Raw genomic sequence first — 25,856 nt, 5'->3', positions numbered from 1 at the left:
AAAGATTTGTCTAGCTTTAGTTACACAACAAAATATGTTTCTATAGCTTTAGCAATTATTTACTACTCAATTCAGGAAATATCATGGCGAATTTGCATGAAATTATTCAGTGGTGCGACCAAACCTTAAAAGCAGCAGAATTTAAAGATTACGCACCAAATGGCCTGCAAATTGAAGGTTCAACTGAAGTAAAACGTATCGTTTGTGCGGTTACTGCTTCCGAAGATGCGATTGATGCAGCAATTGCTCAAAATGCAGATCTATTACTTGTACATCATGGTTATTTTTGGAAAGGCGAACCGTATCCAATTACAGGAATGCGTGGTAATCGCATTAAAAAACTCATTCAAAATAATATTTCATTAGTCGCTTACCACCTGCCGTTAGATGCCCACCCAACTTTGGGCAATAATGCAGCCATTGCAGAGAAATTAAATTTACAGAATTTAGAACCACTTGATTTAACCGAGAAACATCCGATTGGTAATATTGGATATTTAGAGCAAGCACTTTCTGTGGCGGAATTTAAAGCAAAACTACAAAACAGTTTTGATTTTAAGGTAATTCATTTACCAGCTGGAAAACAAAGCATTCAAAAAGTAGGTTTCTGTACAGGCGGCGCTCAAGATTTTATTGCTAAAGCAGCTCTGCAAAATTGTGATGCTTATATTTCAGGCGAAGTCAGTGAACGAACTTTCTATGAAGCAAAAGAATTAGGTGTTCACTATTTTGCTTGTGGTCATCATGCAACTGAACGCTATGGAGTTCAGCGATTGGCACAAGCAATTTCACAACAGTTCGCTATTGAAAGTGAATATTTTGAATTGAATAATCCGATTTAATTAAGTCTTTTTTTCAATCTGTGTTATGCGTATTAATTAGATCTTTATTGTGTATAGTTCTTTAAAACGATGCCCTATTGTGAACAGAATCATTTACAATAGAGCCACTTAATATTGTATAACCCAGCAAATGCAAGGAATAGGAACATGACAACCATTACTTTACCTGCACTTCCATATGGCTATGATGATTTAGCGCCACATATCAGTAAAGAAACTTTAGAATACCATCACGATAAACACCACAATACCTATGTTGTTAACTTAAACAACTTAATCAAAGGAACTGACCTTGAAGGTAAAACTTTAGAAGAAATCATCAAAGCAACTGCTGGTGATGCATCTAAAGCTGGTATTTTCAACAATGCTGCTCAAGTTTGGAACCATACATTCTACTGGAATTCTATGAAGCCAAATGGTGGTGGTAAGCCTACTGGCGCAATCGCTGCTAAAATTGAAGAAGCTTTTGGTAGCTACGAAAAATTTGCAGAAGAATTTGCTGCTGCTGCAACAACTCAATTCGGTTCAGGTTGGGCTTGGTTAGTTGCTGACGAAGTAAACGGTAAATTATCTATTACTAAAACCTCTAATGCAGACACTCCACTTGCACATGGTCAAATTGCTGTATTAACAATTGACGTATGGGAACATGCTTACTACATCGATTTCCGTAACTTACGTCCTAAATACATCGCAACTTTCTTAGAAAGCCTAGTAAACTGGGACTATGCAAATGCAAAACTTGCAGGCCAACCAGCAGGCGTAGAGAAATAATTTTATTTCTTTAAAAAAACCACCCTATTTTGGGTGGTTTTTTTATTTTTAATACCACAAAAGCATATTAATCAAGCAAACGATTCATTTTCTTTAATATTCTTATTGACGCTTTTAGATTTCATCCATAAAATGCGCATCAGATTCTCCAATAGCTCAGTCGGTAGAGCGACGGACTGTTAATCCGCAGGTCCCTGGTTCGAGCCCAGGTTGGAGAGCCATCTACTAATCTCCCATAGCTCAGTCGGTAGAGCGACGGACTGTTAATCCGCAGGTCCCTGGTTCGAGCCCAGGTGGGAGAGCCAAGATTCTAAAAGCCCGCATCTATTGCGGGCTTTTTCTTATCTAATCATTTAATAATTTTCTATTATTTTTAATAAAATCAATGTTTCGAATATTTTTAAACCAAACGATTAGATATTCTGACTAATTCCGTTATTAAGACTTGACCCAGCCCTCTTTCCTCCCTAAAATCCTTTTCCAGATTCTCCAATAGCTCAGTCGGTAGAGCGACGGACTGTTAATCCGCAGGTCCCTGGTTCGAGCCCAGGTTGGAGAGCCAAGATTATTAAAAACCCACTCATCATGAGTGGGTTTTTATTTGTATGATGCCTTCACATGTTCGAATCGAGTCACTTATTTTTTATTGTTTTAGGTTGCTTAAGCACCTGCATTTTTCTTGTTGTTTGTTTACGCCCTTATTTATTTCCAAAACAAAAATTCTTTGCTCGCCCTGTTATTACAAACTTTGAAACTCAGATGTTTATTCGTTTAAAACAAAGTTTTCCAAGTCATCATGTTTTAGCACAAGTGGCTTTTAGTGCTTTGATTACCAGCAATGACTATAAAATTCGTAGTCAGTTCAACCGTAAAGTAACCGACTTCGTTGTGCTTAACGACAAAATGGAAGTAATTGCCATTATTGAGCTAGATGACCCTACCCATCTTGAAAAAGCAGAAGAAGACCGTATTCGTGATCAAATGCTAACAGAAGCAGGTTATATAGTAAGACGTTATACAAACATCCCAAGTGTACGTCAGCTACAAAAGGATATTCATTAAAAGCACTGTTATTATTTCTTTTCAGAACTTGCTGCTTCTTTTTCAGCTATTCTTTTTTCCATCTCTAAACGTTGCTGCTCATATTGTTTTTTAGTCTTAGCATCACTTTTTGCAGCCAAGAAAAGTATTCCAATAATTAAAAAAGGAATAAGTAAACCTAATCCCATTAATAACCAAGGAACAGATTTTTTTTCAACAGGTTGCTGGCTCATGACTAACTTCAAACTCAAACGATATCAATTTTAATATGCGTAACAATATAACAAAAAGAGCCGCTATAAAGTGGCTCTTTTTTAAAGCTAATTTTTTAATTAGATAATTAAATCTTAGAATTTACCTGTGCAGTGAGGACTTTGGCTAGCATCTATTACTGATGGATCAAGCACGATATTTGTTTTAGCTGGCATCTTAGATTGAACAAATTGATAAATTTCAGCATTTCTACATACAATCGCTTGAGTATGAGCAGCCCCTAGAACAGGCACAAATGTCACATCAGTTCCCATTTTTTTAAGCCCCTCTTGTAAGGCAAAAGTAACAGGATATGGTACGGCCATATCAGCAGTACCCTGAACAATCATGACCGGTGAATTAATTTTTTTGGTTGCAGGTTGGTTATCCGCCAAGAATTTTTTTACAGTTGGGTTTTCTTGGAAGTTACCAGCTAAACCAGGATAATCTAAAACTGTTTTGCCAGTATTAGTCGCAAGAAAATCTCGAATGTCATCTGCAAATTTATTATGCAAATCAGTTAAACATACGCCATTTTCACCAGTAGTGCCTTCTGCGAACTCAGCTACACTCTGAGAACGTTGTTGGAAAATTTCACGATAATTAAATTTAGGTTCATAAGCAGTAATACCTACTGTGGTATATGCAGCATACGCGAGTAGCTCAGCATACACTTCTACAGCCGTACCAACAGGTGCTGTACCAGCCTGCTCTTTCTCAAGAATGTCTTTAATTGCTTGCGGAGCAATTTTAGAAATAATATCGCCAAGGCTAGAAGCTGGTGCTGTTGCAACCGCTCCTTTGTAGTTAGTGTCGTTATTAGCAAATTCAGCTGTTCCTAATGAAGCATGGCCTCCTTGAGACTGGCCAATTGACATCCATGAACTATTTAACTGACTACCGTAATGATCCTTCGCAGCTTTAACTGCTGCAATTGCAGATTTAGCCTCACTTCCTAAATTAAGGTATGGATGCATGCCTCGCGTACCCAAACCTTCATAATCTGGAGCAATCACAACATAGCCAGCTGCCAATAATGTATCCGCTAGAATTTTGAAGCGTGCATTAATCGTATTATTGCTTGGAGCACAACTATCTCCTACGCCTACAGTGCCGTGCTCCCATACCACTACGCGATAACCATCTTTCGGCTGAGTCACTTTAGGGAACATTACCAAAGCAGTTGCTTCAGCTGTTTTTCCTTGTACATTGACCATGTTATAAGTCATAATTTTTATAGATGAAGCACCGCTTAAGCTATCTTTAGAATAGGCTTTTTCAGACACATAAGTTTTATCGGGATTTACACCAATATAATCATCATCATTGTCATTACATGCTGCAAGAAATAATGTTGAAACCGATAATGTTATAGCTAAAGCAATTTTTGACCGTTTCATAGAATATCCTTTTTTATGTATTATTTATTCCGCATATTTTTTATGCACGAATATTAAGACATAAAAAAAGTGCTCTGCATAGAACACTTTTCAACCTTGCGGTCATTTTTACTATATGAAATTTAAAAATATTCCTAGAAAAATGATTAATCCAACCCAGCGATTGTGACGGAATGCCCAAAAACATGCTTGGGGGTTACGGTCTTTGGTTTTAATTGTTTGATATACAAAATCAAATGCAACAACAATTAAAGCAATGATCGCCCATGGAAATAAGATATTTTCTAAATACAGTGCAGTGCCAATTAAAACAAGACTAGTTGCTTGTAAAAGCGCAATAATCTGAATGTCATACCGACCAAAAAGGATAGCGGTAGATTTCACACCAATTTTTAAATCATATTCACGGTCCGTAATTGCATATTGAGTGTCAAAAGCCACTGTCCATGCCAAATTACCAAAATAAATTAGCCAACACGTTATATCTAAAGGCTTACCCATTGCAGTAAATGACATTGGAATACCCCAAGAAAATGCCATTCCTAACACGACTTGCGGTAAATGGGTATAACGTTTCATGAAAGGATATATAAATGCTAAAGCCAAGCCCCCTAATGCACAGTAGAACGTCGCGATAGGTAAAAAGAAAAGCGTACAAGCACTGGCAAATACTAATGCTAAAAATACGTACACCGCTTCTCTTGGACGGATTACCCCTGTTGCCAAAGGGCGTGTTTTTGTACGCTCTACATGTCCATCCACTTTACGATCAGCAAAGTCATTAATTGCACAGCCAGCGGCACGCATAAAAATTGTACCTAATACCATCGCCAAAAGAATATGTAGAGGTGGCATTCCCTCTGCTGCAATCCAAAGTGCCCACATGGTTGGCCAAAACACCAGTTCTGTTCCAACGGGCTTATCAAATCGACATAGATAATAATAAGCTTCTAAACGCTGACGCCATGTTGTACCTGTTGCAGTCGTCATAGTAATTCCTTGTCGTGCTGCTGATTTAAAAAAGCTTCAAAAGCCGGTAAGAATGTTTCTTGGACGATAAATTTACATCCATGCCAAGTATAGCAACTTTGTCGTGTCCAGCCCTCAGGCAAACGAATGACACGACGGTCACAAAGTGGTGTTGTTCTTTGGAATAGAAAAAAGCCAATTGGCTTAGAACCAATGTGCTGAAATATACGGGCTTTTTTTTGTAAACTTTGAATTGGAAAAATACTTTTTGCTTTAACCCATGGTTCTGCTTCACAGCCATATAAATAGGTTTCTCTTACCCACGAAGTGTGAGCATGAGACATCTTCATCCACTGACTATCTGCAAAAGTTAAACGCTGAAAATGTTCTTGAAAAGGCTTTACACTAAACTGGCCACCACCAAGTTCAGTCAATTGTTGAGTCAGAGAACCGGACGCATACAACCATGTTTTCAATTCAGGATTTAAAGTCTTTTCCTGTTTAAGTACTGGTTGTCGTTTACGCATAATCTGCTCACATGAAAACTCGCACCTAGTTTACCCCAATTTTTTGATAAAAAACGTAGAGAATTCAATCAACATTCCAAGCAATAAAAAAGCCTGCATAAGCAGGCTTTTTTATGAAAATATGTATTACAAGCTGTAGTACATATCGAATTCAACTGGGTGAGTAGTCGTGTTAAGACGACGTACATCTTCAGTTTTAAGTTCGATGTATGCATCAAGCATTTCTTTAGTGAACACGCCGCCTTTTAACAAGAATTCGTGATCTGCTTGAAGTGCTTCAAGAGCCATGTCTAAGCTATGAGCAACTGTTGGGATTTTTGCTTCCTCTTCTGGAGGAAGATCGTACAAGTTCTTATCAGCAGCTTCGCCCGGATGGATCTTGTTTTGGATACCGTCGATACCAGCCATTAACAATGCAGCGAAACCTAAGTACGGGTTCATCATTGGGTCTGGGAAACGAGCTTCGATACGCTTACCTTTAGGGCTAGAAACGTATGGAATACGGATAGACGCAGAACGGTTACGTGCTGAGTAAGCAAGCATGATTGGCGCTTCGAAGTGAGGAACCAAACGCTTGTATGAGTTTGTAGATGGGTTTGTGATTGCGTTCAATGCACGAGCGTGCTTGATCACACCACCGATGAAGTACAATGCCATTTCTGAAAGGCCTGCATATTCATCACCAGCAAACAAGTTCTTGCCATCTTTAGAGATAGACATGTGAACGTGCATACCAGAACCGTTATCACCCACCATTGGTTTAGGCATAAAGGTTGCAGTTTTTGCATATTGGTGAGCAACGTTCCAAACAGCATATTTGAACTGTTGAACTTCGTCAGCTTTACGTACAAGTGTATTGAAGCTCACACCAATTTCTAACTGGCAAGAAGCAACTTCGTGGTGATGTACTTCTACACGGCCTGGGCCCATGATGTCTTCGATTTTTGCACACATTTCTGCACGCATATCTTGTGAAGAATCAACTGGAGGAACTGGGAAGTAACCGCCTTTAACACGTGGACGGTGACCAGAGTTACCAGACTCGTAATCTTTACCAGTAGACCAAGCAGCTTCTTCAGCGATTAATGTATGACGAGCGCCAGACATATCGATGTCCCACTTCACTTCGTCAAATACAAAGAATTCTGGTTCTGGACCAAAGAATGCAGTATCACCGATACCTGTAGATTTTAAGTATTCTTCTGCACGGCGAGCAATCGAACGTGGGTCACGCTCATAACCTTGACCAGTTGAAGGTTCAATAACGTCACAAGTCACAACTACAGTTGGTTCAGCAAAGAACGGGTCGATAAAACCAGTTTCTGCATCTGGACGTAAAATCATGTCAGATGCTTCAATGCCTTTCCAACCAGCGATTGAAGAACCATCAAACATTTTACCGTCTTCAAAAGTATCTTCATCAATAGAATCAGCTGGGTAAGTTACGTGCTGTTCTTTACCCTTAGTATCAGTAAAGCGAAAATCGACCCATTTTGCGCCACTTTCTTGTATGAGTTGAAGGACCTTGTTCGCCATGCTCATTTTGCTCCAATGAAATTTTGTTGCACTTGTTAAGTGCGTGTTAATTGCTGGTATTTATATAGCAATTCTCATACCAACTTTATAAGACTTACCTAAAACATTGAATTGCTTATAACTATCCATGATTTAGGTCCCTTGTCTTGAACCCATTATACTGTTTGCATAGTTAAATGCACCATATTCAGACATTTTCAAATTATGGCATACAAGAATAGCTCGCAATCGCCCTAATTTAGTGCAAAATTGTTGCGCCAATATGAATCATCGCATCAATATCTAACAGTCCTTCATGATCATAATACTTTCTAATATATAAAGCTGACTTTCTTATTACAATGAATGAAAATAATAAAAGATGACTTATAAAATTTTAACCTTTAGCTGCCTCTTCTATATCTATTCATGCCTTTGCCAAAAGTTCTAATGCAAATATCTCTTCAAAAAATACTTCTCAAAAATTTAAAAAAGTCACCGATCGAATCATTCCTTACCTCAATAAATACTGAAGTTTTATAAAATTAGTTTTCTTTCGCTTATCAAGTTCTCTGCCGTGAAATAGGTTTTGGTCAGCTTTGGTGCAGTAAGAAACCAAAGGTTTTTTTACCATTTGTTATATACCTTTTTTATACATGACCAACTTGCTTTTCAATTTAAAAAAATCTAAAAAATAAAACATAACTTTTTTTTATAACTAAACAAACTAAAAGTTTGGCTTATTAAACTACAAATATCTTCAAAGGATTTGAAATGAAGCATGAACTCGAACAATGTGACACCGCTTTTTTCGGCCATCCAAAACCCTTAAAAACTTTATTTTTTACAGAGCTATGGGAACGCTTTTCTTACTATGGAATTCGCCCCTTACTCGTTCTTTATATGGTCGCGATGGTCAATGATGGGGGTTTAGGTCTTGATCGTCCTACTGCCGCCGCAATTGTTGGGTTATTTGCAGGCTCTATGTATTTAATGACCGTTTTAGGTGGTTGGATTGCCGACAACTGGTTAGGTCAAGCACGATCCGTCTGGTATGGCTCCCTCATTATTGCATTAGGTCATTTATCAATTGCGCTTACCCCCATCTTTGATCAATTCTTTTTTTATTTCGGCTTAGTCCTTATTGTTCTTGGATCAGGTTTATTTAAAACCTGTATTTCAGTGATTGTGGGAACATTATATAAAGCTCAGGATAGTAGACGAGATGCCGGCTTCTCCATTTTTTATATGGGGATTAATATGGGGTCGTTTATTGCTCCGCTTATTACAGGTATATTGGCTCGCGATCATGGCTGGCATCTAGGTTTTGGGATTGGCGGCCTTGGAATGTTGATTGCATTACTCCTCTTCCGTGCATTAGCCATTCCTCAGCTACAATCATTCAACCAATTGCGTCAGCAAACTGACAATTGGAATAAACCTGTTGTAGAAAATAGAAATGCGCCAAAAATTGCTTTCTCATTTTTACTATCTGTTGCATTCGTTATTGCTCTTACTTTCTTTGGCGTTATTCATATCAATCCAGTCGCGGTAGCAACTTATTTAACAGTCGGAATCGGCGTTGGAATTATCGCTTATTTTATCTATTTATTATTTTTCCTTGGTTTAGAAAAACATGAAAAATTTAAAATTATTATCTGCTTTGTCTTATTAGCAACATCAGCTCTTTTTTGGTCTGCCTTTGAGCAAAAACCAACATCTTTTAACCTATTTGCGCAAGATTACACAGACCGTATTGTTTTCGGATTTGAGATTCCAGCAGTATGGTTTCAATCAATTAATGCTCTGTTTATTATTATTTTTGCCCCAATTGCAGCATGGCTTTGGGCTAAACTTGGTAAGTCAAATAAAGACCCAAGTTATATCAGTAAATTTATTATTGCACTTTTACTGGCAGCAGGCGGTTTCTTGTTGATGTCATTTGCAAGCCGTTTTGCTATTGCAGGTGGATTAGTTTCACCATTTTGGTTAGTAGGTACTTTATTTCTACTTACTATCGGCGAACTTTGCTTAAGCCCGATTGGCCTATCTACCATGACTAAACTTGCACCTGATGTTATACGTGGTCAAATTATGGGTCTATGGTTCACAGGTTCAGCTTTAGGTAATCTTATCGCTGGTTTAATTGGCGGGCATGTATCGGCAGATGGCATTAATCATTTACCTACCTTATTTATGCGATGTGTTTTAGCGTTAGTGATTGGCGCAATCGTGTTATTTTTATTAAAGAAACCTATCAATAGATTAATGAACAAAAGTACCAGTAAAGTTCAACCTGAGTTGGAAACTATATGAGCGTTTTAACTGTTCCAGAAAAACTTGAGAAACTTCGTGAACTCATGCGCAATCAGCATGTTGATGCTTTGATTGTGATGAGTGCCGATCCGCATATGTCAGAATATTTACCAGACTACTGGAAAGCAAGGCAATGGTTAAGCGGTTTTAGTGGTTCGGTTGGTACGCTCGTCGTGACCCAAAACTTTGCAGGACTCTGGGCTGATGGCCGCTATTGGGTACAAGCTGAACAACAACTTGTTGGAACTGGCTTTGATCTTCAAAAATTAACAAGTGATGAATCTTCAACACATCTCGCTTGGATTGAGAAAAATCTAAAACCAGAATCAGTCATTGTGGTAAATGGGCATACTTTATCAATTCAGCAATTTAAGGCACTCGAACATACTGCACGAGTTAATAATTATAAACTCGAAACCCAGCAAGATTTAGTCGGAGAGATTTGGTTAAACCGCCAAGAACTTCCATCAAAAAAAATTCATCTCATGCCTGAAGGGTTAAATGCCCTATCTCGTAAAGAGAAAATTCAGGCTATTCGTGAAACTTTACATAGTAAGAATATTGCGGGCCATTTTATTTCATCTTTAGATGATATTGCATGGATCTTAAATGCACGTGGGCAAGATGTAGAATATAACCCTGTGTTCCTTTCACATTTATATATCAGTGCAAAACAAACTGTTCTTTTTATTGATGCTGAAAAAGTTGATGTAAGCATTCAGCAAGCTTTGGCAGCCGATGGTATTGAAATTCGTAACTACGAAGATACAGCTAAGTTTTTAGCAAATATTTCTGATGCTTCAGTACTTTTAGATCCAGCCAAAGTCTCGATTTTTCATGAACAAGCCATCGCAAAAGATATTCGGGTTGTATATGACATCAACCCGAGTACACTTTTAAAATCGCGTAAACATGAAAGCGAAATTGCTCATATCCGTCATGCAATGGTTAAAGATGGAGTCGCGCTTTGCCACTTTTTTCACTGGTTAGAAAAAACGCTTCATCATGGTGAAAGTATTTCAGAACTCACCATTGATGAAAAGATTACAGCTTTCCGTGCTCAGCAAGATGGATTTATTGGGCCAAGTTTTTCAACGATTGCTGGCTTTAATGCTAATGGTGCTCTACCCCACTACCGTGCAACTGAAGAGCACTATTCATTTATCGAAGGTGATGGACTTTTACTCATTGACTCAGGTGGGCAATATGTAGATGGAACAACGGATATTACTCGTGTTCTTCCTGTAGGCACGCCAACACAACAACAAAAACGTGACTACACCTTGGTTTTAAAATGTCACATTGCTTTGGCAAAAACCATTTATCCAGAAGGTTTAGCTGCTCCTCTACTCGATTCAATTTGTCGTAATACTTTATGGCAACATGGTCTAGATTACCGACATGGAACAGGTCATGGCGTAGGCTTTGCGCTTAATGTTCATGAAGGTCCGCAAGTTCTTTCTTATTACGCGCCTATACATGCCTACAGTAAGTTACGTGAAGGAATGATTATTTCTAACGAGCCGGGCTTATACCATGAGGGACAATATGGTATTCGCATTGAAAATCTGGTTGCTAACAAACTTCACTCTGGATTTGAAAAAACTTACGGTGAATTTTTAGAGTTTGAAACGCTGACCCTTTGCCCGATTCATTTAGATTGTATCGTTGTTGATATGCTAACTAATGAAGAGAAAGACTGGTTAAATCGTTACCATCAAACTGTTCAGGAAAGACTAGCTGAACACTTATCTGGCGATGTTTTAGACTGGCTGATTTATAACACGAGAGCGATTTAATCTTCTTTTTTTAACTCAGGCAGAATAATTTTCTATTTCTAATAAAAATCTTATTTTGCCTGAGTTGTACTTATATATCATTTCAAAAAGGCTCACTTCTCAAAGTCGTTTTTTCTGCAAATTTCTAACGAATGAAATAGTTAAACTGGTTACTTCTTTTTTTGCTATATTAGCCGCTTAGAAAGCGGCTTTTTATTTGATCAAATAAAAGTGCTTTTGAAAAAGTGAGTAATATTGTGAGTAAATCTCTAGTCACTTATTAAATATATATTAACTATCATGAGGTTAAGTTCATCATGCTTCTAATGATCGACAATTACGACTCTTTTACCTACAACATCGTCCAGTATTTTGGCGAGTTGGATCAGGAAGTAAAAGTTGTTCGCAATGATCAAGTCACATTAGAGGATATTGAACGATGGCAACCTAAATATCTGGTTATTGGTCCTGGCCCTTGCTCTCCAAGCGAAGCGGGTATTTCAATTCCTGCCATTAACCACTTTGCCGGAAAAATTCCTTTGCTTGGCGTGTGTTTAGGGCATCAAAGTATTGGGCAAGCTTTTGGCGGAAAAATTGTAAGAGCCAAAACGGTGATGCACGGACGTTTATCTGATATGTACCACAGCAATAAGGGTATTTTCAGTAATCTTCCTAGCCCATTCTCGGCAACTCGTTATCACTCTTTGGTGATTGATCAGCAAACACTGCCTGATTGCCTTGAAGTAACGTGCTGGACCAATGAAGCAGATGGCTCAATGGAAGAAATTATGGGTGTTAAACATAAAACACTTCCTGTTGAAGGTGTGCAGTTCCATCCTGAATCAATTTTGAGTCAGCATGGCCATCAAATCTTTAAAAACTTTTTAGATATCTATGCATAAGGCTGCCGTAAATAGATTGTTTTAAAAGTAATTTGATAAGAACCCTGAATAAAAAAGCCAACTGCGATCAGTTGGCTTTTTTCATGCTTGAATCAATTACAACTTTAACTGCTGCACAATTGATCCATCTTGTTTTGCCACCAAAGATTCGCAGAGTTGAATACGTTCTTTGGTCTGTTTCAATCCTCTTTCTACCCCGACCAATTCTTTAGTTCGTGGTGCAAAAAAGTCATTTAACTGGACTGCCTGTTGTTGGGTACAGGCCGCACCACTAAACATTGCAGGAAAACGCCCAGCCGAAGATTTACCTAAACGATCAAATACGGCGTCATGATTTACTTTAAACCAAGACCACAAACCGCCTTGTTCGCCTCCATAATTATTGATTGAGTTAACCACAGTACGAACTTCACCGACTTTAACACGCGGGTTCAAAATCAACTGTCGTGCTTGTTGGCGTGTTGCTTCTTGATTTGCTGAACCTAAGGCAGTAAGAATCGCAAGACGTTGTGTAGGTTGAGTCACGCGTTGTAACTCTCCAGATAAACGATCAAAAGCAGGTTGGCCTTTTTCTTGTACACGTACAGCTAAAATGGTTGGTAATAATTCAGGGGTTACTTGCGCAAAGTTAAGCTGTTTTTGAGCAAAGAGAGTATCTGACTGTTTTAAAAGTTGTGCACGGACTTCTGGAACTTGAATATCTAAAGCAAGAAACTTAACTAACTCACTACGCCATAAACTGTCTTCGGCTGATTCATCTTTTTTGTTTACATAACCCAACTGATTTAATTTAGGTAAATATAAATTGGCCAAGACTTTTCTAAAATGTTCACGTTCAGCTTCCGTTTTCAACACATGACGATGAATCGTACTTAACTGAGAAAACAGCGCTGTACTAATTTGTCGGCTATTCGAATTGGCAAATTTCTTCGCAGCATCTACGACAGCCAATAAATTAATATCGCCGTGGTTAAATGCAGCTGAAATTGCATAGGCATAGGCCAACTGTTCACTATTAGAAAGCTTCTCTGTAGACGCAGTCAGACGAGTAAATTCTTTTTGAGGCAAACTAAATTGGTAATATCCTGCCGCATCTGCATTTGGAATATACCAACTGCCAAGGCTAGCGCCGTTGAGTTCAATCTTGGCTTCTGCTTGGTCTACCAGTTCACACTGGACCTTACTGGCTGCATTTGGAACTTCATAACGTACACATAACGGTACGCCCCAGAGGCTTCTTACATCTCCTTTTGAGCCCACAGGTAAATAACGAGTTTGCTTCACATTTAAAAAGACTTTATTGCCTTCTTGCTGTAGTGAAGTATTGATTAAAGGTACACCCGGTTGATCAAGGAAACTTTTCATCGCTTTGGCAAAGCGCTCACTTTGTCCAGACTGCTCTGCTAAAGCGCTAATTAAATCATTGGCTGTCGCATTACCATATTGGTGCTTATTAATATAATTGCGTACGCCTTGTTTGAATTTCTCTTCGCCTAAGTAGCTTTCAAACATATTTAAAACAGCCGCACCTTTTTGGTAAGTAATACCATCAAAAGCCGTTTGAATATCGGCATTGCTTAAAATAGGTTGACGTATACGACGTACACTCACCAAGCTATCACTTTTCATCGCATCAGCAGTATCTGCAATACGTTCTAGGTCAGCATTAAATTCGGGATGTAATTTTTGGGTGATTTTACTTTGCATCCATGTGGCAAAGGATTCATTGAGCCACAGATCATCCCACCACGGCATCGTGACGACATCACCGAACCATTGATGTGCCAGCTCATGTGCATTGACATTAAATGAATTCTGTACAAAAGAGACTGGTGAGTCCTTATCTAATAACATTAGATAGTCTCTAAAAGTAATTAGCCCCGGGTTCTCCATGGCTCCAGCTGCAAAGTCTGGTGCTGCAAGTAAATCTAACTTGTCAAATGGATAACCAAAGGCAAAATAATCTTCTAAAGTTTTTAAAATGGCTGGCGTTTCAGATAAGGCATGCTGCATTTTTTCAGCTTTAGCATCAGGCGCAATACCACGTAACTGGATTGGCTGCTTACGCCATGAGGTCGCCCCAATATCTGGCCCTTTTTGTAATTGCCACGGTCCAACAGCCAGTGCAAGTAAATACGTTGGTAGTGGTTTGGTTTGTGCAAAACTGAGTGTTTTCCAACCCGACTTCTCTGCTTGCTCCGACGTTTGTTGGGTATTGGCAAAACCTGAATATTTGCTTGGAATCGTCAAACGAATATTAAACGGCGTTTTAAAACGTGGTTCATCAAATGATGGGAATGACTGGCGCGCACTAATTGCTTCCATTTGTGTCATGACATAAGGTTTACCTTCAAACTCGATTTTATAAATACCGTCAAGTTGCTGGTCATACGCCGCATTAAAATCTAGAACGAGTTGATACTGGCCTGCTGGCAAGGTCTTGGCAAATTTAATTTTACTTACCCCATCAACCTCGGAGGCTTGCTCATATTTTGCTTTGGTTTTAGTACCCTCAGCCGATGTGATATTCACATCTTTCACCGTCAAAGATTTACCATGAATCCAGATGTGATCTGTAGCTTGAGCCAGCTTTAAATGAATAGTGGTTTTACCGGTATAGCCTTTTTGTGCGGGATCAATCTTAAAATATAAATCATAAGATTCGGGTATGACCCACTCGGGTAATTTACCAATCGGGATTTGTTCACTGTTATTCGATGCAAAAATCTGTGTTGCCGATAAAGATAATAATGTTGTAAGTAGTAATCTTTTTTTAAATGAAGGCTTGACCAACATAAGGGGTTTTATCCTCTGTAGTTTTAAATAAAAAGATGCAGCAAATGCTGTACCACTTCGCTGCATCCATACATCATTCTTAAAATTTATAGTTAAACTCCAACCAACCTTGACGGCCGAATGGCGAATATGATCCTACCGGATAATACGGCCAACCGCCTGTGTCATCTCGTTTCACTTTGTCAAACAAGTTATTAATAATGATTGAAGCAGAAGCTTTTGGAGAGATTTGATAAGTACCACTCCAGTTCACCAAATACGTTGGGCTTAAATAGGCAGTCTGGTCGCCGTTTGGAATTTTGCCATAACGATTAACTAATACTGTTGATGCCCAATCACCAAAGCTCCAGCTGAGACTGGTATTAAAACGGTCACGCCAATCCGGAATAGTTAAATCTTTTAAGTAGTCATCTTTCTCGCCATCTTTTGATTGTTGATATTCATGTTCTAGTACACGGCTATAATTGATTGTCCAGAGAAAGTTACCAAAGCTGTCTGTTTTCCAGCGCCATCTGCTAGTGAAATCAATCCCACGGGTATGGTCTGATGCAGCATTAATCGGAACGATATTTATATTCTTAATCACATTTGGGTCGACAACTGCATTTGCAGGGTTACGCTCCACACGTGCTAATGCATCAATACAGGCTGCAGAGTTAATATCTTGGTTACCTAAACGACAATCTGCTTCTAAGCGTAGAATTTTGTCCTCACTTAAGTTGGTCACAAGATTATCAATTTTGATATCCCAGTAATCGACGCTAATATCAAATTTATTGGTGGGTGACCATACAAAGCCTGCACCATAAGATTTACCTTCTTCAGGTTTCAGCTCTTTGTTTCCGGTTAAAGTGTAGTTCGCCCCAGGTGCGTAATCTTTAAAGCTACATTTATCTAAAGGTTGTCCCGTTTGGCTACAACGTAAATAATCGGTGGTACTTGCGAAATAACCTTTTTGCTTGTTTAAAAACAGATAGTTCATATCTGGTGCACGGAAGCTGGTCGCGTAATTACCGCGCACCAATAAAGTCGGATGTGGTCTAAACTCGAGGCCCGAACCGAAAGTTAGCTTATCAATGCTGTTATCTGACAAAGCATAACGGTCATAGCGTCCGGACAGGGTTAAATTTAACGGTTTTGCTAAGGGTAAAAATAATTCAGCGCCGAGTGCTTGGCGGGTCCGTGTTCCTCCATATTCGCCACTAGAGCTTAAATTATAATATTCACCATTTTCGATCGCCTCATCTGGCTTAATCGAGAAGCCTTGACGCCCAATTTCAGCCACTGCTGCAAGTTTGGCAGTTCCCGCAGGTAACTTAAACACATCACCATTTGCACTTAAGGTTAAACTTTGTGCCCACGATTTATCTTTTTCTTTTGTTGTGCCCGAAATACTTTCAAATTCACTTGCTGTGAGTGGTCGACTTAAACGATCTAAATGAGGGGAATAAATAGGAATACCATCTGCATCTGTACCAAGTTGCTTACCTAAGAAATATTCATCAACATTCGAGCGTAATAAGCCTTGGCGGTTTAGCTGACTAGTATAAATGGAACCATTATAGGCTGCTTCATAACTCCAGCTCGTCTCTCCAATATCGCCTCGAATTCCAAAATTTAAGTTAGAAGAAAGTTCTTTCCATTTTTTATTTATTCGTTCTACCCCACCTAATTCTTCAGGTGCAAAACGGCGATTCCAAATTTCATAATTTCCCGAGTCTTGATTTAGGAAATAACCACTCGTTGCAGCTAAAGAAGTCCATGTCGGACTACGGGTATTATTTTCAATTTGGTTTGCCCCAATCAAAAAATCTGCAAATAATTGAGTTTTATCATTTAACTCATAATCTAAACCGAGATAACCATTTTGACTGCGATTTTGAGTTTGAACAGTCCAATAAGTCGGTCGAGCCAAACCACTGGCACAATTGTCCGCCCCTGCTTGTCCAATATTATTGACTGATCCGTTAAATAAACCATTAAAGGCCTGACACCCACCAATTGAAAGATATTTACCAGTATCAGCATTTTTACGACCCACAATCGTGTCTGGTTTTTCTCCTAAACGAGTTCGGCTCTTCATAAAATCTCGATCGGCTGCCCATATCGGTTCACGGCCACTGAGTTCAACCCCATAAACAAGGCTGAGCTTGTCTAAAGTCTTACTGCCACTCAGTTGTAAACGTAAGTTTTCACCACCTTCTTTTGTTCCACCCGCCTTGATATTAAACTGTGTGCCGTCTGTTTTCTTTTTCAGAATAATATTCACCACACCAGCAATTGCATCTGAACCATAAATTGCAGAGGCACCACCGTTTAATATTTCAATCCGATCAATAATGGCAGTTGGAATATTGGCTAAATTTACGAAATTGACAGAGCCATCATAAGGTACAGGATAGTCTGCAACCCGATGTCCATTAATCAAAGTTAAAGTATGATTAGGTCCTAAGCCTCTTAAGCTAATAGCGTTAGCCGCAGGTGTAAAAGTATTTCCATAATCGGCACCTTGTACAAAACCCGTGTTCTGCGTCAAATTATTGAGTGCATCAAATGCATTACTAAAACCTTGTTTTTCAATATCGGCTGCCGTGATTACCGTCACACTGGTCGGGCCATCTTTTTGTGCTTTTGAAATCCTTGAGCCTGTTACTGCAACACGAACTACTTTATCTGGTTTAGCTTGGTTTTGTGGTTGCTCTACAGTTTCTTGTGCATAGCTTTCTAATGGATGAAAAAGTGCAACAAATACAAAAATAAATGAGCGCTTATTTTTTAACGTCCCTAGATATTTCAAGTTATTTAGATACATATTTATTAGTAGACAAAATAAAGATTGCCCTAATATATCCACTTTAATTTGATTGATTTATACACATTTTTCCTAGGTATATTTGCGTTTAATATATACCAAATGGTTAATTATTTATCATAAAAACTCACAATAAACTAAAACCTTTTTCCATAAATAAATTCTGTTTATTAATCAAACTAAAGTAAGAAACGAGCAAAATTTTTAAAACTATGATCGAACAACAAAAATCTTTGATTATTTTCTGCTAACATAGCTCCCCGTAGCTAGTGAATCATGGAACGCAACAAGCCGAACCTTCCACTCTTGATCAACTTCACCTAAAAATTTTAATCATTAATGCTGTAAATCATGACTATGAATATCCAACAGGCGCTCAACCACATTACCAAAAACATTCATTTGACTCAGCCTCAAATGGAAGACATCATGCGCAGCATCATGCAAGGTGAGGCAACTGAAGCACAAATTGGTGCTTTAATGATGGGCTTACGCATGAAGGGTGAAAGTATTGATGAAATGACTGCAGCTGCACGTGTCATGCGTGAATTTGCGATTAAAATTGATGTCAGTGATATCAAACATTTAGTTGATATTGTGGGTACTGGCGGCGATGGACAAAACTTATTTAATGTCTCTACTGCTTCAAGCTTTGTGATTGCGGCGGCAGGTGCAACCATTGCAAAACATGGTAACCGTGGTGTTTCAAGTAAATCAGGCTCATCAGACCTACTTGAACAAGCAGGTATTCATCTTGATTTAGATATGCAACAAACCGAACGCTGTATCCGTGAAATGGGTATAGGTTTCTTGTTTGCACCAAACCATCATAAAGCAATGAAATACGCTGCTGGGCCACGTCGCGAACTTGGTGTCCGCAGTATTTTCAATTTACTCGGGCCGCTTACGAATCCAGCGGGCGTGAAACGCTTTGTCATTGGTGTATTTTCAGATGAACTTTGCCGCCCAATTGCTGAAGTTATGAAGCAACTCGGTGCTGAACACGTGATGGTTGTCCATTCAAAAGATGGTCTTGATGAAATCAGTCTTGCTGCTCCTACTGCTGTTGCCGAACTGAAAGACGGCGAAATTACTGAATGGACGCTTAATCCTGAAGATGTCGGAATTGAGTCACAAACCTTAAGTGGTTTGGTAGTCGCTGATGCAACGGCAAGTCTAAAATTGATTAAAGATGCTTTAAGCAAAAATAAATCCGATATTGGTGAAAAAGCTGCAAACATGATTGCGCTTAATGCGGGTGCTGGTATTTATGTGGCTGGTATTACCAAGACTTATGCTCAGGCTGTTACATTCGCACAAGATATTATTTATGGCGGACAGGCTTTAGAAAAAATGAGTGTTTTGGCTGAATTTACCAAAACATTAAAACAATGTCAGGCAGATTAAGGACTTCTCATGATTAATATTCAAAATACCATTTTAGGTAAAATTGTTGACCGTAAACATGAGGAACTTGCTGCGCGTTTAAAACAACGTAATTTGCAAGATGTTGAAGAATTAGCAAAAGCTGCGACTCCAGTGCGTGGCTTTGCAAATGCTTTGCAACATAAACGTCCGGGTGTAATTGCTGAAATCAAAAAAGCGTCTCCATCAAAAGGAATTATTCGCGCAGATTTTAATCCTGCCGAAATTGCAGAGCAGTATGAACAAGCTGGAGCAGCATGTTTATCGGTATTGACCGATGTGGATTTCTTTCAGGGTGCAGATGAGAATATTGCGATTGCCCGCAGTCATTGTGCCCTGCCTGCTTTACGTAAAGACTTTCTGATCGATCCATATAATGTAGTTGAAGCACGTGCTTTGCATGCTGACTGTATTTTATTAATTGTTGCTTGCTTATCTGACCAGCAACTCGAAGAAATGTCTAAAACTGCGTTTGAACATCAACTCGATGTACTAGTTGAAGTTCATGACGAAGAAGAAATGGAACGCGCTTTAAAGCTTTCTGAGCAATGTTTATTAGGTGTGAATAACCGTAATTTAAAAACGTTTGATGTGGATTTAAATACATCTATCCGTTTGAAAAAATTACTTCCGGCCTCACGTTTATTAATTACTGAAAGCGGTATTGCGACACCAGATGATGTGCGTATGATGCAAGAGCATGATATTCACAGTTTCTTGGTGGGCGAAAGTTTTATGAAACAACCACGTCCAGATCAAGCTTTTACTGCTCTTTTTGGACAACCTCAAACGGTTTAATGAAGATATATGAGTAATAAAGATTCATCGCTTTCTAAAGAGCAACAAAAGTTATTGAAGCAATTTAAAAAGCAAATCTCCAATCCTCATTCAAGCAAAATCGCAAGTCAGCCTGAGACCAAACAACCTCAGGCTGAGTCTGAAGAATTGGAAAATGCAAATCTGTTTCAAAGCGCTGTAGCAGGTGTTAAACCCATCAATAATAGTAATATTGCTGATGTAAGAGTTCCTCGTGCAAAAAAAGTTGATGCTCAAACATTAGCTAAACGTGCAGCTGCCGAAGGTGGCCGTGACACTGAGCATGCCGAACTATCTGATACACAAGCTGCTTTAAATCCTGTCGCAAGTCAAGCAACGCTAAGCTATCGCATTGCCACACTTCAGCATAAAGTTTTCGAAGACTTAAAAGCTGGAAGAATGCGCTGGTTTGAAGCGGTAGATTTACACGGATGTACGATTGAGCAAGCACGTGGCGCAGTTTTACAAGTTATTCAGATGGCAAAAGATGAAAATCAAAATGTTGTCAAGATTGTACATGGTAAAGGCCCTGAAGCGGTCTTAAAAACCTATGTCAACGGATGGTTACGTCAGCACCGCGATGTTTTGGCTTTTGTAAGTGCTCCAGAAAATCAAGGTGGCACAGGTGCTGTTCTCGTACTGCTTAAACGTGCAGAAAAAAATCCAAAGTTCGAACAAAAGAAATGATCTCAAAAGATCATTTCTTTACATCAAACACCTGCAATAATTGAGCAACCACTGCAACTGCAATCGTTGCAGGTTGTTTCGATGAAATCCCTTCTATCCCGATCGGGCAAACCAAGCGTTGTAATGTTTCCTGAGTATAACCACGTATTTGCATACGTTTCTCAAAAATAGCCCTTTTACTTTTTGAGCCAATCATCCCAACATAAGCAAATGGTTTTGTCGCAGGTTTCAAGGCTGTAAAACACAGTTGCAAATCTAATTGATGATCATGAGTTAAAATTAAAACTGCACCTGAACGGTCAAAATGCTCAATTTCGGCGTCTAATGTATCAGTCGTTAAACATTGCACCTGTTCCAGTAAGTCTGTTGGGAAAATATCATCACGCGGATCAATCCATTTCACTCTGACACCAATAGGCAATAAACAGCGAACAATTGCTTCCCCCACATGCCCTGCTCCACAAATCAGTACTTGCATGGTATAAGGTTGAATCTGCTGGCCAAATTGCCATTCTTCACTATTGGTAGGATGAAACTCGAAACTCGGTTGTTGTTCCCTATCCATAGTCTGCCAAGTAGACGCATATTGGTGTGAGACCGTACGCCATATTTGCTTTCCAGCTCGCCATGCTTGCAAACTCACAGATAAATCCGATGCGATCTCAGCAGGTGATATTTTTTCAAACAATAACCACATTACTCCGCCACAACACTGTCCAAGCCGAGCACTGAGGTTAAAACGTTCAATACGCCTCACACAAGTTTCCGTTTCTTTTAACATTGCTTTAGCAATATCAATAGCCTGAAACTCTAGATGCCCACCACCAATCGTATCGGATTGCTGCCATTGCTCTTGCAAATTAAACCGCAATAACATGGTTGCACCAACTTCTCGTGGTGTTGAACCATCAGCGCGAACTACTGTGACCAATACCATAGGCAACGCATCGACTTGCCACGCCACAAAATCAGTCCACCATTGTAAATGTTGCATAATCTTCTACATTTTAGCCTGTGGGCGGTCAGCCAAAGCTTGTCCTCGTCCAATCGCAATTGCACGTAAAATTTCTTCGGCAGTTGCTGGAGCATTGAGTACGAGCGGTGCATTTTCTGGAATAGCCGCCAGTACCGCCTGACGAATTGCAGAGAAAACAGATAATGCCAACATAAATGGAGGTTCACCTACTGCTTTAGAGCGGTAGATGGTGTCTGCCTGATTTTGATTATTAAACAGTTTGACATTAAAAATATGAGGAATATCCACACTGGTCGGGATTTTGTAAGTTGAAGGTGCATGGGTAAACAAGCGGCCTGCGTGTGGTCCTTGTGGCTGCCAATATAACTCTTCTGTCGTGAGCCATCCCATCCCTTGAACAAAACCACCCTCAATTTGCCCTATATCAATTGCAGGGTTAATTGACCGCCCGACGTCATGCAAAATGTCAGCACGTAATACTTTCATTTCCCCAGTTAAGGTATCTACTGCAACCTCACTAACCGCTGCACCATAAGCATAATAGAAAAATGGGCGCCCTAAATGGTTGACCTGATCATAGTGAATTTCTGGCGTTTTATAAAAACCGCTGTCCCAGAGTTGTACACGCGCCATATATGCCCGTTGAACCAAATCAGGAAAAGTCCATAAATGACCATTCGCGGTTGAAACCATACTATCTTCAAAGTGGATTTGGTCAGCGTCACTGTCACTTATTTCTGCTGCAAGTTTTGCCAGACGTTCACGAATTTTAATACAGGCATTTTGAACAGCTTTACCATTTAGATCTGCGCCACTCGATGCTGCAGTTGCCGAAGTATTTGGCACCCGAGAAGTATCGGTTGCAATTAAACGAACGCTATCGATTGGTAAACCCAGCTCATGAGCGGCAACCTGCCTTACTTTAGTATATAAACCCTGTCCCATTTCCGTACCGCCATGGGTAATAGAGACAGTACCATCCATATACACATAGACCAGTGCACCCGCCTGATTGTAATGCACGGCATTAAACGAAATACCGAACATTAATGGGGTTAACGCAATACCACGTTTAATGATGTCATTGTTCTGATTAAAGGCATGAATGCTCTGTTTGCGTTTTGCATAATCACTACTTTGTAATAATTCAGCCACCAATTTTGGCGCAACATTATCACGGACTTCTGCCCCATAGTGCATACGGTCACGTCCAGAACCGGACTGCTCGGCAAAGAAATTGCGTTGACGAATTTCAACTGGGTCACAACCTAAATAACGAGCAATGTCATCAATAATATTTTCAATGACAAACATGCCTTGCGGTCCACCAAAACCACGGTATGCCGTATTGGAAACAGTATTGGTTTTACAACGCAAGTTACGTAGCTCAACTGCATTTAAATAATAGGCATTGCCAATATGGCAAATTGCTCGTTCATTTACTGGCCCAGAAAGATCAGCGGAAAAACCGCAGTTTGAAGCCAGTTGCACCTTTAAGCCTTGCAGAACACCACTGTCATCAAAGGCTACAGACCATTCATAAGCAAAACCGTGACGTTTACCTGTAGCACTCATGTCATCATCACGATCTAAACGTAATTTACACGGACGGCCTGTTTTTTGTGCTGCCAAAGATGCAATACATGCCCACTGTGCCGACTGCGACTCTTTACCGCCAAAACCACCACCCATACGGCGACTTTCCACACTGACCTGATGCATATTCATGCCTAATGCATGGCAAATCAGCAGCTGCATTTCGGTTGGATGTTGTGTTGAGCAATAGACTTTTAAGCTCTGATTTTCTTGTGGAATCGCATAGGAAATCTGACCTTCTAAATAAAAATGCTCCTGCCCGCCCAGCTCAATCGCCCCAGAAAGTTGATGGGCTGCATTTTGAAATGCCTGTTTAACTTCACCATGGCTAAATTCAACAGGTGGTAACACCCACGATTCTTTTTCAATCGCATCTTGAATCGTTAAAATTGGAGTTTCGGTCACATACTCAATTTTTGCTAAGCGAACTGCCTGACGCGCTTGCTGATAACTCTCAGCAACAACCACAAACAGAGCTTGTCCATAAAATTCAACCTGCTCTTCGGCAAAAATTGGGTCGTCTTTAACAATTGGTCCCCAATTATTTTCAACCTCAATATCCTTTGCCGAAAAAACTGCATGGACACCATCAGCCTGACGTACTGCATCCAAATCAAATTTACTAATTTTACCTTTGGCACAATTTGAAAATCCGACCGCCAGATGCAGGGTATTTTCAAGCTCAGGTAAATCATCAATATAAGTTGCCTGCCCCGTTACGTGTAAATGTGCGCTCTCATGTGGAATCGAGTCGCCTGCTTTAGCTGATTTTTTAGAAATATTTAAGTCAATGGTTTGGTTCATGTTAGATCTCCACCATAGCAATCAAGTCATTCACACGAGTAATCGTTTGAGACAGGACTTTTTCTATATAAAAACGCTGTAAACAGTTTTTCGCGACGTGTAATCGATATGCCGAGCTAGCACGTCCATCATCTAAAGGTTGATAGTCTTGCGACAATGCCTCTTGAGCCTTAGCTATCAATTCTGCTGTAAGTTGCTGACCTTCCAATATGGCTTCTGCATATTTTGCACGTTTGGGAATAGCCGCCATGCCACCAAAAGCAATTCTGACATTGTGAGCGACATGATAAGTATCTAACTCACATGAAATGGCCGCACATACCGCAGAAATATCTTGCTCAAAACGTTTAGCAATTTTATAGCTGGCAAATTTAAAACGCGTCTGCCCTTCACGAAGCGGAATAACAACTGCTTCAACAAACTCACCAAGCTGTAATGCTGTTTTTTGATAATCGAGATAAAAGTCTTCCAAGGCGATTTCACGGGTCTGCTTACCTACACGCAAAATCAAGTGTGTACCTAGGGTAATTAATGCCGGCATTGAGTCGCCAATAGGCGAACCATTGGCAATATTTCCACCTAGGGTTCCTGCATTTTTAATCGGCATGGAAGCAAAACGGCGCTGTAATTCTTGAAAGTCAGGATAAAACTCTGAAATTTTGATGAGTGCATCACTCAAACTGACATTTGCCCCAATCGTTAAAGCATGGTCTGCGACTACGATCTTTTTAAGCTCTTCCACCTGACCAATATAAAGCATATCGCCTAAATCACGCCCCTGCTTGGTTACCCACAAACCGACATCTGTGCTACCAGCGACAATGCGCGCTTGTGGCAATTGCAAACGTAAAGCGGCAAAATCCTGCAAAGTCTTTGGTGCAAAAAATTGCTGATCATGATCATTCAAATGCAATGCAGGTAATGCTTTGATCTCTTTTAATACATCAAGTACTTTTTGACGTTCTAATACAACACGTGGATAGTCATATGCTTTTTGTGCTGCATCTAAAATAGGGCGATAGCCTGTACAGCGACACAAGTTTCCAGAAAGATAATCACTGATTTTATCTTTGCTTGGAGAATGTTGTTCATTTTCGTACATTGACCATAAGGACATGATAAAACCGGGCGTACAAAAACCACATTGTGAACCATGCATATCCACCATTGCCTGTTGTACTGGGTGAAGTGTTCCATCTTGTGTAGGCAATAAATTATGCAGATCTTCTACTGTAAATAGGGCTTTACCATCTAAAGTCGGTAAAAACTGAATACACGCATTCACACTGCGCAATTGCAGATTGTCATTGACCAACTCACCAATCACTACTGTACATGCACCACAATCGCCCTCAGCACAGCCCTCTTTTGTACCAGTCTGCCGAGTCTTACCCGATTGAGTATATTCTCGCAAGAATTGTAAGACTGTCATGGTGGGTAATACATTTTCTACTTGTTGCTGACTACCACGAAAAAAAAAGGTGATTGGACGTTCTGACATGTTTTATCCTTATGCTCTATAGTACGGCATATTTGCAAATATGATGCCATCAGGCGATCATTTATAACTTACCTCTATTAGTTGCACATTTCATGCTCAAATAATTGACTATTAACGATAAAAAACA

19 protein-coding genes and 3 tRNA genes are annotated in these 25,856 nt (G+C 39.6%); 12 read left to right on the top strand and 10 right to left on the bottom strand.

Translation table 11 applies throughout. From position 1 onward, the window contains the following. Positions 1 to 83 precede the first annotated feature (83 nt). The 6 genes from K6I41_RS05520 (at position 84) to K6I41_RS05495 (ending at position 2,678) form a co-directional block, all read left to right on the top strand. Entirely contained in the window at positions 84 to 842 is a 759-nt protein-coding gene (locus K6I41_RS05520) for a Nif3-like dinuclear metal center hexameric protein (protein WP_250375366.1), read from the top strand. Between the two features lie 147 nt (positions 843 to 989). Next, complete coding sequence (gene sodB, locus K6I41_RS05515; protein ID WP_003650584.1) at positions 990 to 1,616, top strand: superoxide dismutase SodB; 627 nt, start codon at positions 990 to 992, stop codon at positions 1,614 to 1,616. 145 nt (positions 1,617 to 1,761) lie between these two features. Next, positions 1,762 to 1,837 (top strand) — tRNA-Asn (locus K6I41_RS05510). Positions 1,838 to 1,845: 8 nt separating this feature from the next. Next, positions 1,846 to 1,921, top strand: a tRNA-Asn gene (locus K6I41_RS05505). Between the two features lie 181 nt (positions 1,922 to 2,102). Continuing rightward, positions 2,103 to 2,178 (top strand) — tRNA-Asn (locus K6I41_RS05500). Between the two features lie 56 nt (positions 2,179 to 2,234). Beyond that, complete coding sequence (locus K6I41_RS05495) at positions 2,235 to 2,678, top strand: DUF2726 domain-containing protein (protein ID WP_013197195.1); 444 nt, start codon at positions 2,235 to 2,237, stop codon at positions 2,676 to 2,678. An 11-nt stretch (positions 2,679 to 2,689) separates the two neighbouring features. On the opposite strand, the gene K6I41_RS05490 is transcribed toward K6I41_RS05495, so the two are convergent. The 5 genes from K6I41_RS05490 to glnA form a co-directional block, all read right to left on the bottom strand. After that, positions 2,690 to 2,890, bottom strand: a complete 201-nt coding sequence (locus tag K6I41_RS05490; protein WP_151766924.1) for a hypothetical protein — start codon at positions 2,888 to 2,890, stop codon at positions 2,690 to 2,692. Between the two features lie 114 nt (positions 2,891 to 3,004). Then, entirely contained in the window at positions 3,005 to 4,309 is a 1,305-nt protein-coding gene (locus K6I41_RS05485) for an alpha/beta hydrolase family protein (protein ID WP_250375365.1), read from the bottom strand. A gap of 111 nt (positions 4,310 to 4,420) precedes the next feature. Continuing rightward, positions 4,421 to 5,299 (bottom strand): 4-hydroxybenzoate octaprenyltransferase, encoded by an 879-nt coding sequence (gene ubiA / locus K6I41_RS05480; RefSeq protein WP_250375364.1) that lies wholly within the window; start codon positions 5,297 to 5,299, stop codon positions 4,421 to 4,423. After that, positions 5,296 to 5,805, bottom strand: a complete 510-nt coding sequence (locus tag K6I41_RS05475; protein ID WP_004790961.1) for a chorismate--pyruvate lyase family protein — start codon at positions 5,803 to 5,805, stop codon at positions 5,296 to 5,298. The genes ubiA and K6I41_RS05475 overlap by 4 nt, the downstream gene beginning before the upstream one ends. A 126-nt stretch (positions 5,806 to 5,931) precedes the next feature. After that, positions 5,932 to 7,347, bottom strand: coding sequence for a type I glutamate--ammonia ligase (gene glnA, locus K6I41_RS05470; RefSeq protein ID WP_171056845.1), 1,416 nt, complete (start codon positions 7,345 to 7,347; stop codon positions 5,932 to 5,934). Positions 7,348 to 8,076: 729 nt separating this feature from the next. On the opposite strand from glnA, the gene K6I41_RS05465 reads away from it, so the two are divergent. The 3 genes from K6I41_RS05465 to K6I41_RS05455 all read left to right on the top strand — a co-directional run bounded on the left by K6I41_RS05465 (position 8,077) and on the right by K6I41_RS05455 (position 12,316). After that, a complete protein-coding gene (locus K6I41_RS05465) occupies positions 8,077 to 9,636 on the top strand; it encodes a peptide MFS transporter (protein WP_250375756.1) in 1,560 nt (519 codons plus the stop codon). Next, positions 9,633 to 11,435 carry an aminopeptidase P family protein gene (locus tag K6I41_RS05460; RefSeq protein ID WP_250375363.1) on the top strand — a complete coding sequence of 601 codons (1,803 nt, stop codon included), beginning with the start codon at positions 9,633 to 9,635 and terminating at the stop codon, positions 11,433 to 11,435. The genes K6I41_RS05465 and K6I41_RS05460 overlap by 4 nt, the downstream gene beginning before the upstream one ends. Before the next feature lie 296 nt (positions 11,436 to 11,731). Continuing rightward, entirely contained in the window at positions 11,732 to 12,316 is a 585-nt protein-coding gene (locus K6I41_RS05455) for an anthranilate synthase component II (protein WP_005307201.1), read from the top strand. A gap of 96 nt (positions 12,317 to 12,412) precedes the next feature. On the opposite strand, the gene K6I41_RS05450 is transcribed toward K6I41_RS05455, so the two are convergent. After that, on the bottom strand, positions 12,413 to 15,178 hold the full coding sequence (locus tag K6I41_RS05450; RefSeq protein ID WP_250375362.1) for a M1 family metallopeptidase: 2,766 nt from the start codon (positions 15,176 to 15,178) through the stop codon (positions 12,413 to 12,415). A 13-nt stretch (positions 15,179 to 15,191) separates the two neighbouring features. Then, entirely contained in the window at positions 15,192 to 17,924 is a 2,733-nt protein-coding gene (locus K6I41_RS05445) for a TonB-dependent receptor plug domain-containing protein (RefSeq protein ID WP_250375361.1), read from the bottom strand. Positions 17,925 to 18,281: 357 nt separating this feature from the next. Here K6I41_RS05445 and trpD point away from each other — a divergent pair, with 357 nt between their 5' ends. The 3 genes from trpD to K6I41_RS05430 are packed head-to-tail and all read left to right on the top strand — an operon-like array spanning position 18,282 to position 20,852. Then, entirely contained in the window at positions 18,282 to 19,331 is a 1,050-nt protein-coding gene (trpD, locus tag K6I41_RS05440; protein ID WP_128825213.1) for an anthranilate phosphoribosyltransferase, read from the top strand. Positions 19,332 to 19,340: 9 nt separating this feature from the next. After that, positions 19,341 to 20,147, top strand: a complete 807-nt coding sequence (gene trpC / locus K6I41_RS05435) for an indole-3-glycerol phosphate synthase TrpC (RefSeq protein ID WP_250375360.1) — start codon at positions 19,341 to 19,343, stop codon at positions 20,145 to 20,147. Positions 20,148 to 20,156: 9 nt separating this feature from the next. Beyond that, the gene (locus K6I41_RS05430; RefSeq protein ID WP_250375359.1) at positions 20,157 to 20,852 is read left to right on the top strand and encodes a Smr/MutS family protein; all 696 of its coding nucleotides are present in this window, start codon (positions 20,157 to 20,159) and stop codon (positions 20,850 to 20,852) included. Positions 20,853 to 20,862: 10 nt separating this feature from the next. Here the strand turns inward: K6I41_RS05430 and xdhC are convergent, their stop codons facing one another. Genes xdhC through xdhA form a run of 3 tightly spaced genes read right to left on the bottom strand, consistent with a single transcriptional unit; the run spans position 20,863 to position 25,729 of the window. Continuing rightward, complete coding sequence (gene xdhC, locus K6I41_RS05425; RefSeq protein WP_250375358.1) at positions 20,863 to 21,846, bottom strand: xanthine dehydrogenase accessory protein XdhC; 984 nt, start codon at positions 21,844 to 21,846, stop codon at positions 20,863 to 20,865. A gap of 6 nt (positions 21,847 to 21,852) precedes the next feature. Beyond that, a complete protein-coding gene (gene xdhB, locus K6I41_RS05420) occupies positions 21,853 to 24,228 on the bottom strand; it encodes a xanthine dehydrogenase molybdopterin binding subunit (protein ID WP_250375357.1) in 2,376 nt (791 codons plus the stop codon). Position 24,229: 1 nt separating this feature from the next. Further along, complete coding sequence (xdhA, locus tag K6I41_RS05415; protein WP_250375356.1) at positions 24,230 to 25,729, bottom strand: xanthine dehydrogenase small subunit; 1,500 nt, start codon at positions 25,727 to 25,729, stop codon at positions 24,230 to 24,232. Positions 25,730 to 25,856 lie beyond the last annotated feature (127 nt).

Source organism: Acinetobacter sp. AS23 (genome assembly GCF_023612055.1).
Lineage (GTDB): Bacteria > Pseudomonadota > Gammaproteobacteria > Pseudomonadales > Moraxellaceae > Acinetobacter > Acinetobacter oleivorans.
Note: the sequence above shows the minus strand (reverse complement) of the source record. Positions and strands in the feature narration are given on the sequence as shown.

Coding starts and splice junctions, on each gene's coding strand:
- K6I41_RS05520 (WP_250375366.1), top strand. CDS start 84: ATGGCGAATTTGCATGAAATTATTCAGTGGTGCGACCAAACCTTAAAA.
- sodB (WP_003650584.1), top strand. CDS start 990: ATGACAACCATTACTTTACCTGCACTTCCATATGGCTATGATGATTTA.
- K6I41_RS05495 (WP_013197195.1), top strand. CDS start 2,235: ATGTTCGAATCGAGTCACTTATTTTTTATTGTTTTAGGTTGCTTAAGC.
- K6I41_RS05490 (WP_151766924.1), bottom strand. CDS start 2,890: ATGAGCCAGCAACCTGTTGAAAAAAAATCTGTTCCTTGGTTATTAATG.
- K6I41_RS05485 (WP_250375365.1), bottom strand. CDS start 4,309: ATGAAACGGTCAAAAATTGCTTTAGCTATAACATTATCGGTTTCAACA.
- ubiA (WP_250375364.1), bottom strand. CDS start 5,299: ATGACGACTGCAACAGGTACAACATGGCGTCAGCGTTTAGAAGCTTAT.
- K6I41_RS05475 (WP_004790961.1), bottom strand. CDS start 5,805: ATGCGTAAACGACAACCAGTACTTAAACAGGAAAAGACTTTAAATCCT.
- glnA (WP_171056845.1), bottom strand. CDS start 7,347: ATGAGCATGGCGAACAAGGTCCTTCAACTCATACAAGAAAGTGGCGCA.
- K6I41_RS05460 (WP_250375363.1), top strand. CDS start 9,633: ATGAGCGTTTTAACTGTTCCAGAAAAACTTGAGAAACTTCGTGAACTC.
- K6I41_RS05455 (WP_005307201.1), top strand. CDS start 11,732: ATGCTTCTAATGATCGACAATTACGACTCTTTTACCTACAACATCGTC.
- K6I41_RS05450 (WP_250375362.1), bottom strand. CDS start 15,178: ATGCAGCGAAGTGGTACAGCATTTGCTGCATCTTTTTATTTAAAACTA.
- K6I41_RS05445 (WP_250375361.1), bottom strand. CDS start 17,924: ATGTATCTAAATAACTTGAAATATCTAGGGACGTTAAAAAATAAGCGC.
- trpD (WP_128825213.1), top strand. CDS start 18,282: ATGAATATCCAACAGGCGCTCAACCACATTACCAAAAACATTCATTTG.
- trpC (WP_250375360.1), top strand. CDS start 19,341: ATGATTAATATTCAAAATACCATTTTAGGTAAAATTGTTGACCGTAAA.
- K6I41_RS05430 (WP_250375359.1), top strand. CDS start 20,157: ATGAGTAATAAAGATTCATCGCTTTCTAAAGAGCAACAAAAGTTATTG.
- xdhC (WP_250375358.1), bottom strand. CDS start 21,846: ATGCAACATTTACAATGGTGGACTGATTTTGTGGCGTGGCAAGTCGAT.
- xdhB (WP_250375357.1), bottom strand. CDS start 24,228: ATGAACCAAACCATTGACTTAAATATTTCTAAAAAATCAGCTAAAGCA.
- xdhA (WP_250375356.1), bottom strand. CDS start 25,729: ATGTCAGAACGTCCAATCACCTTTTTTTTTCGTGGTAGTCAGCAACAA.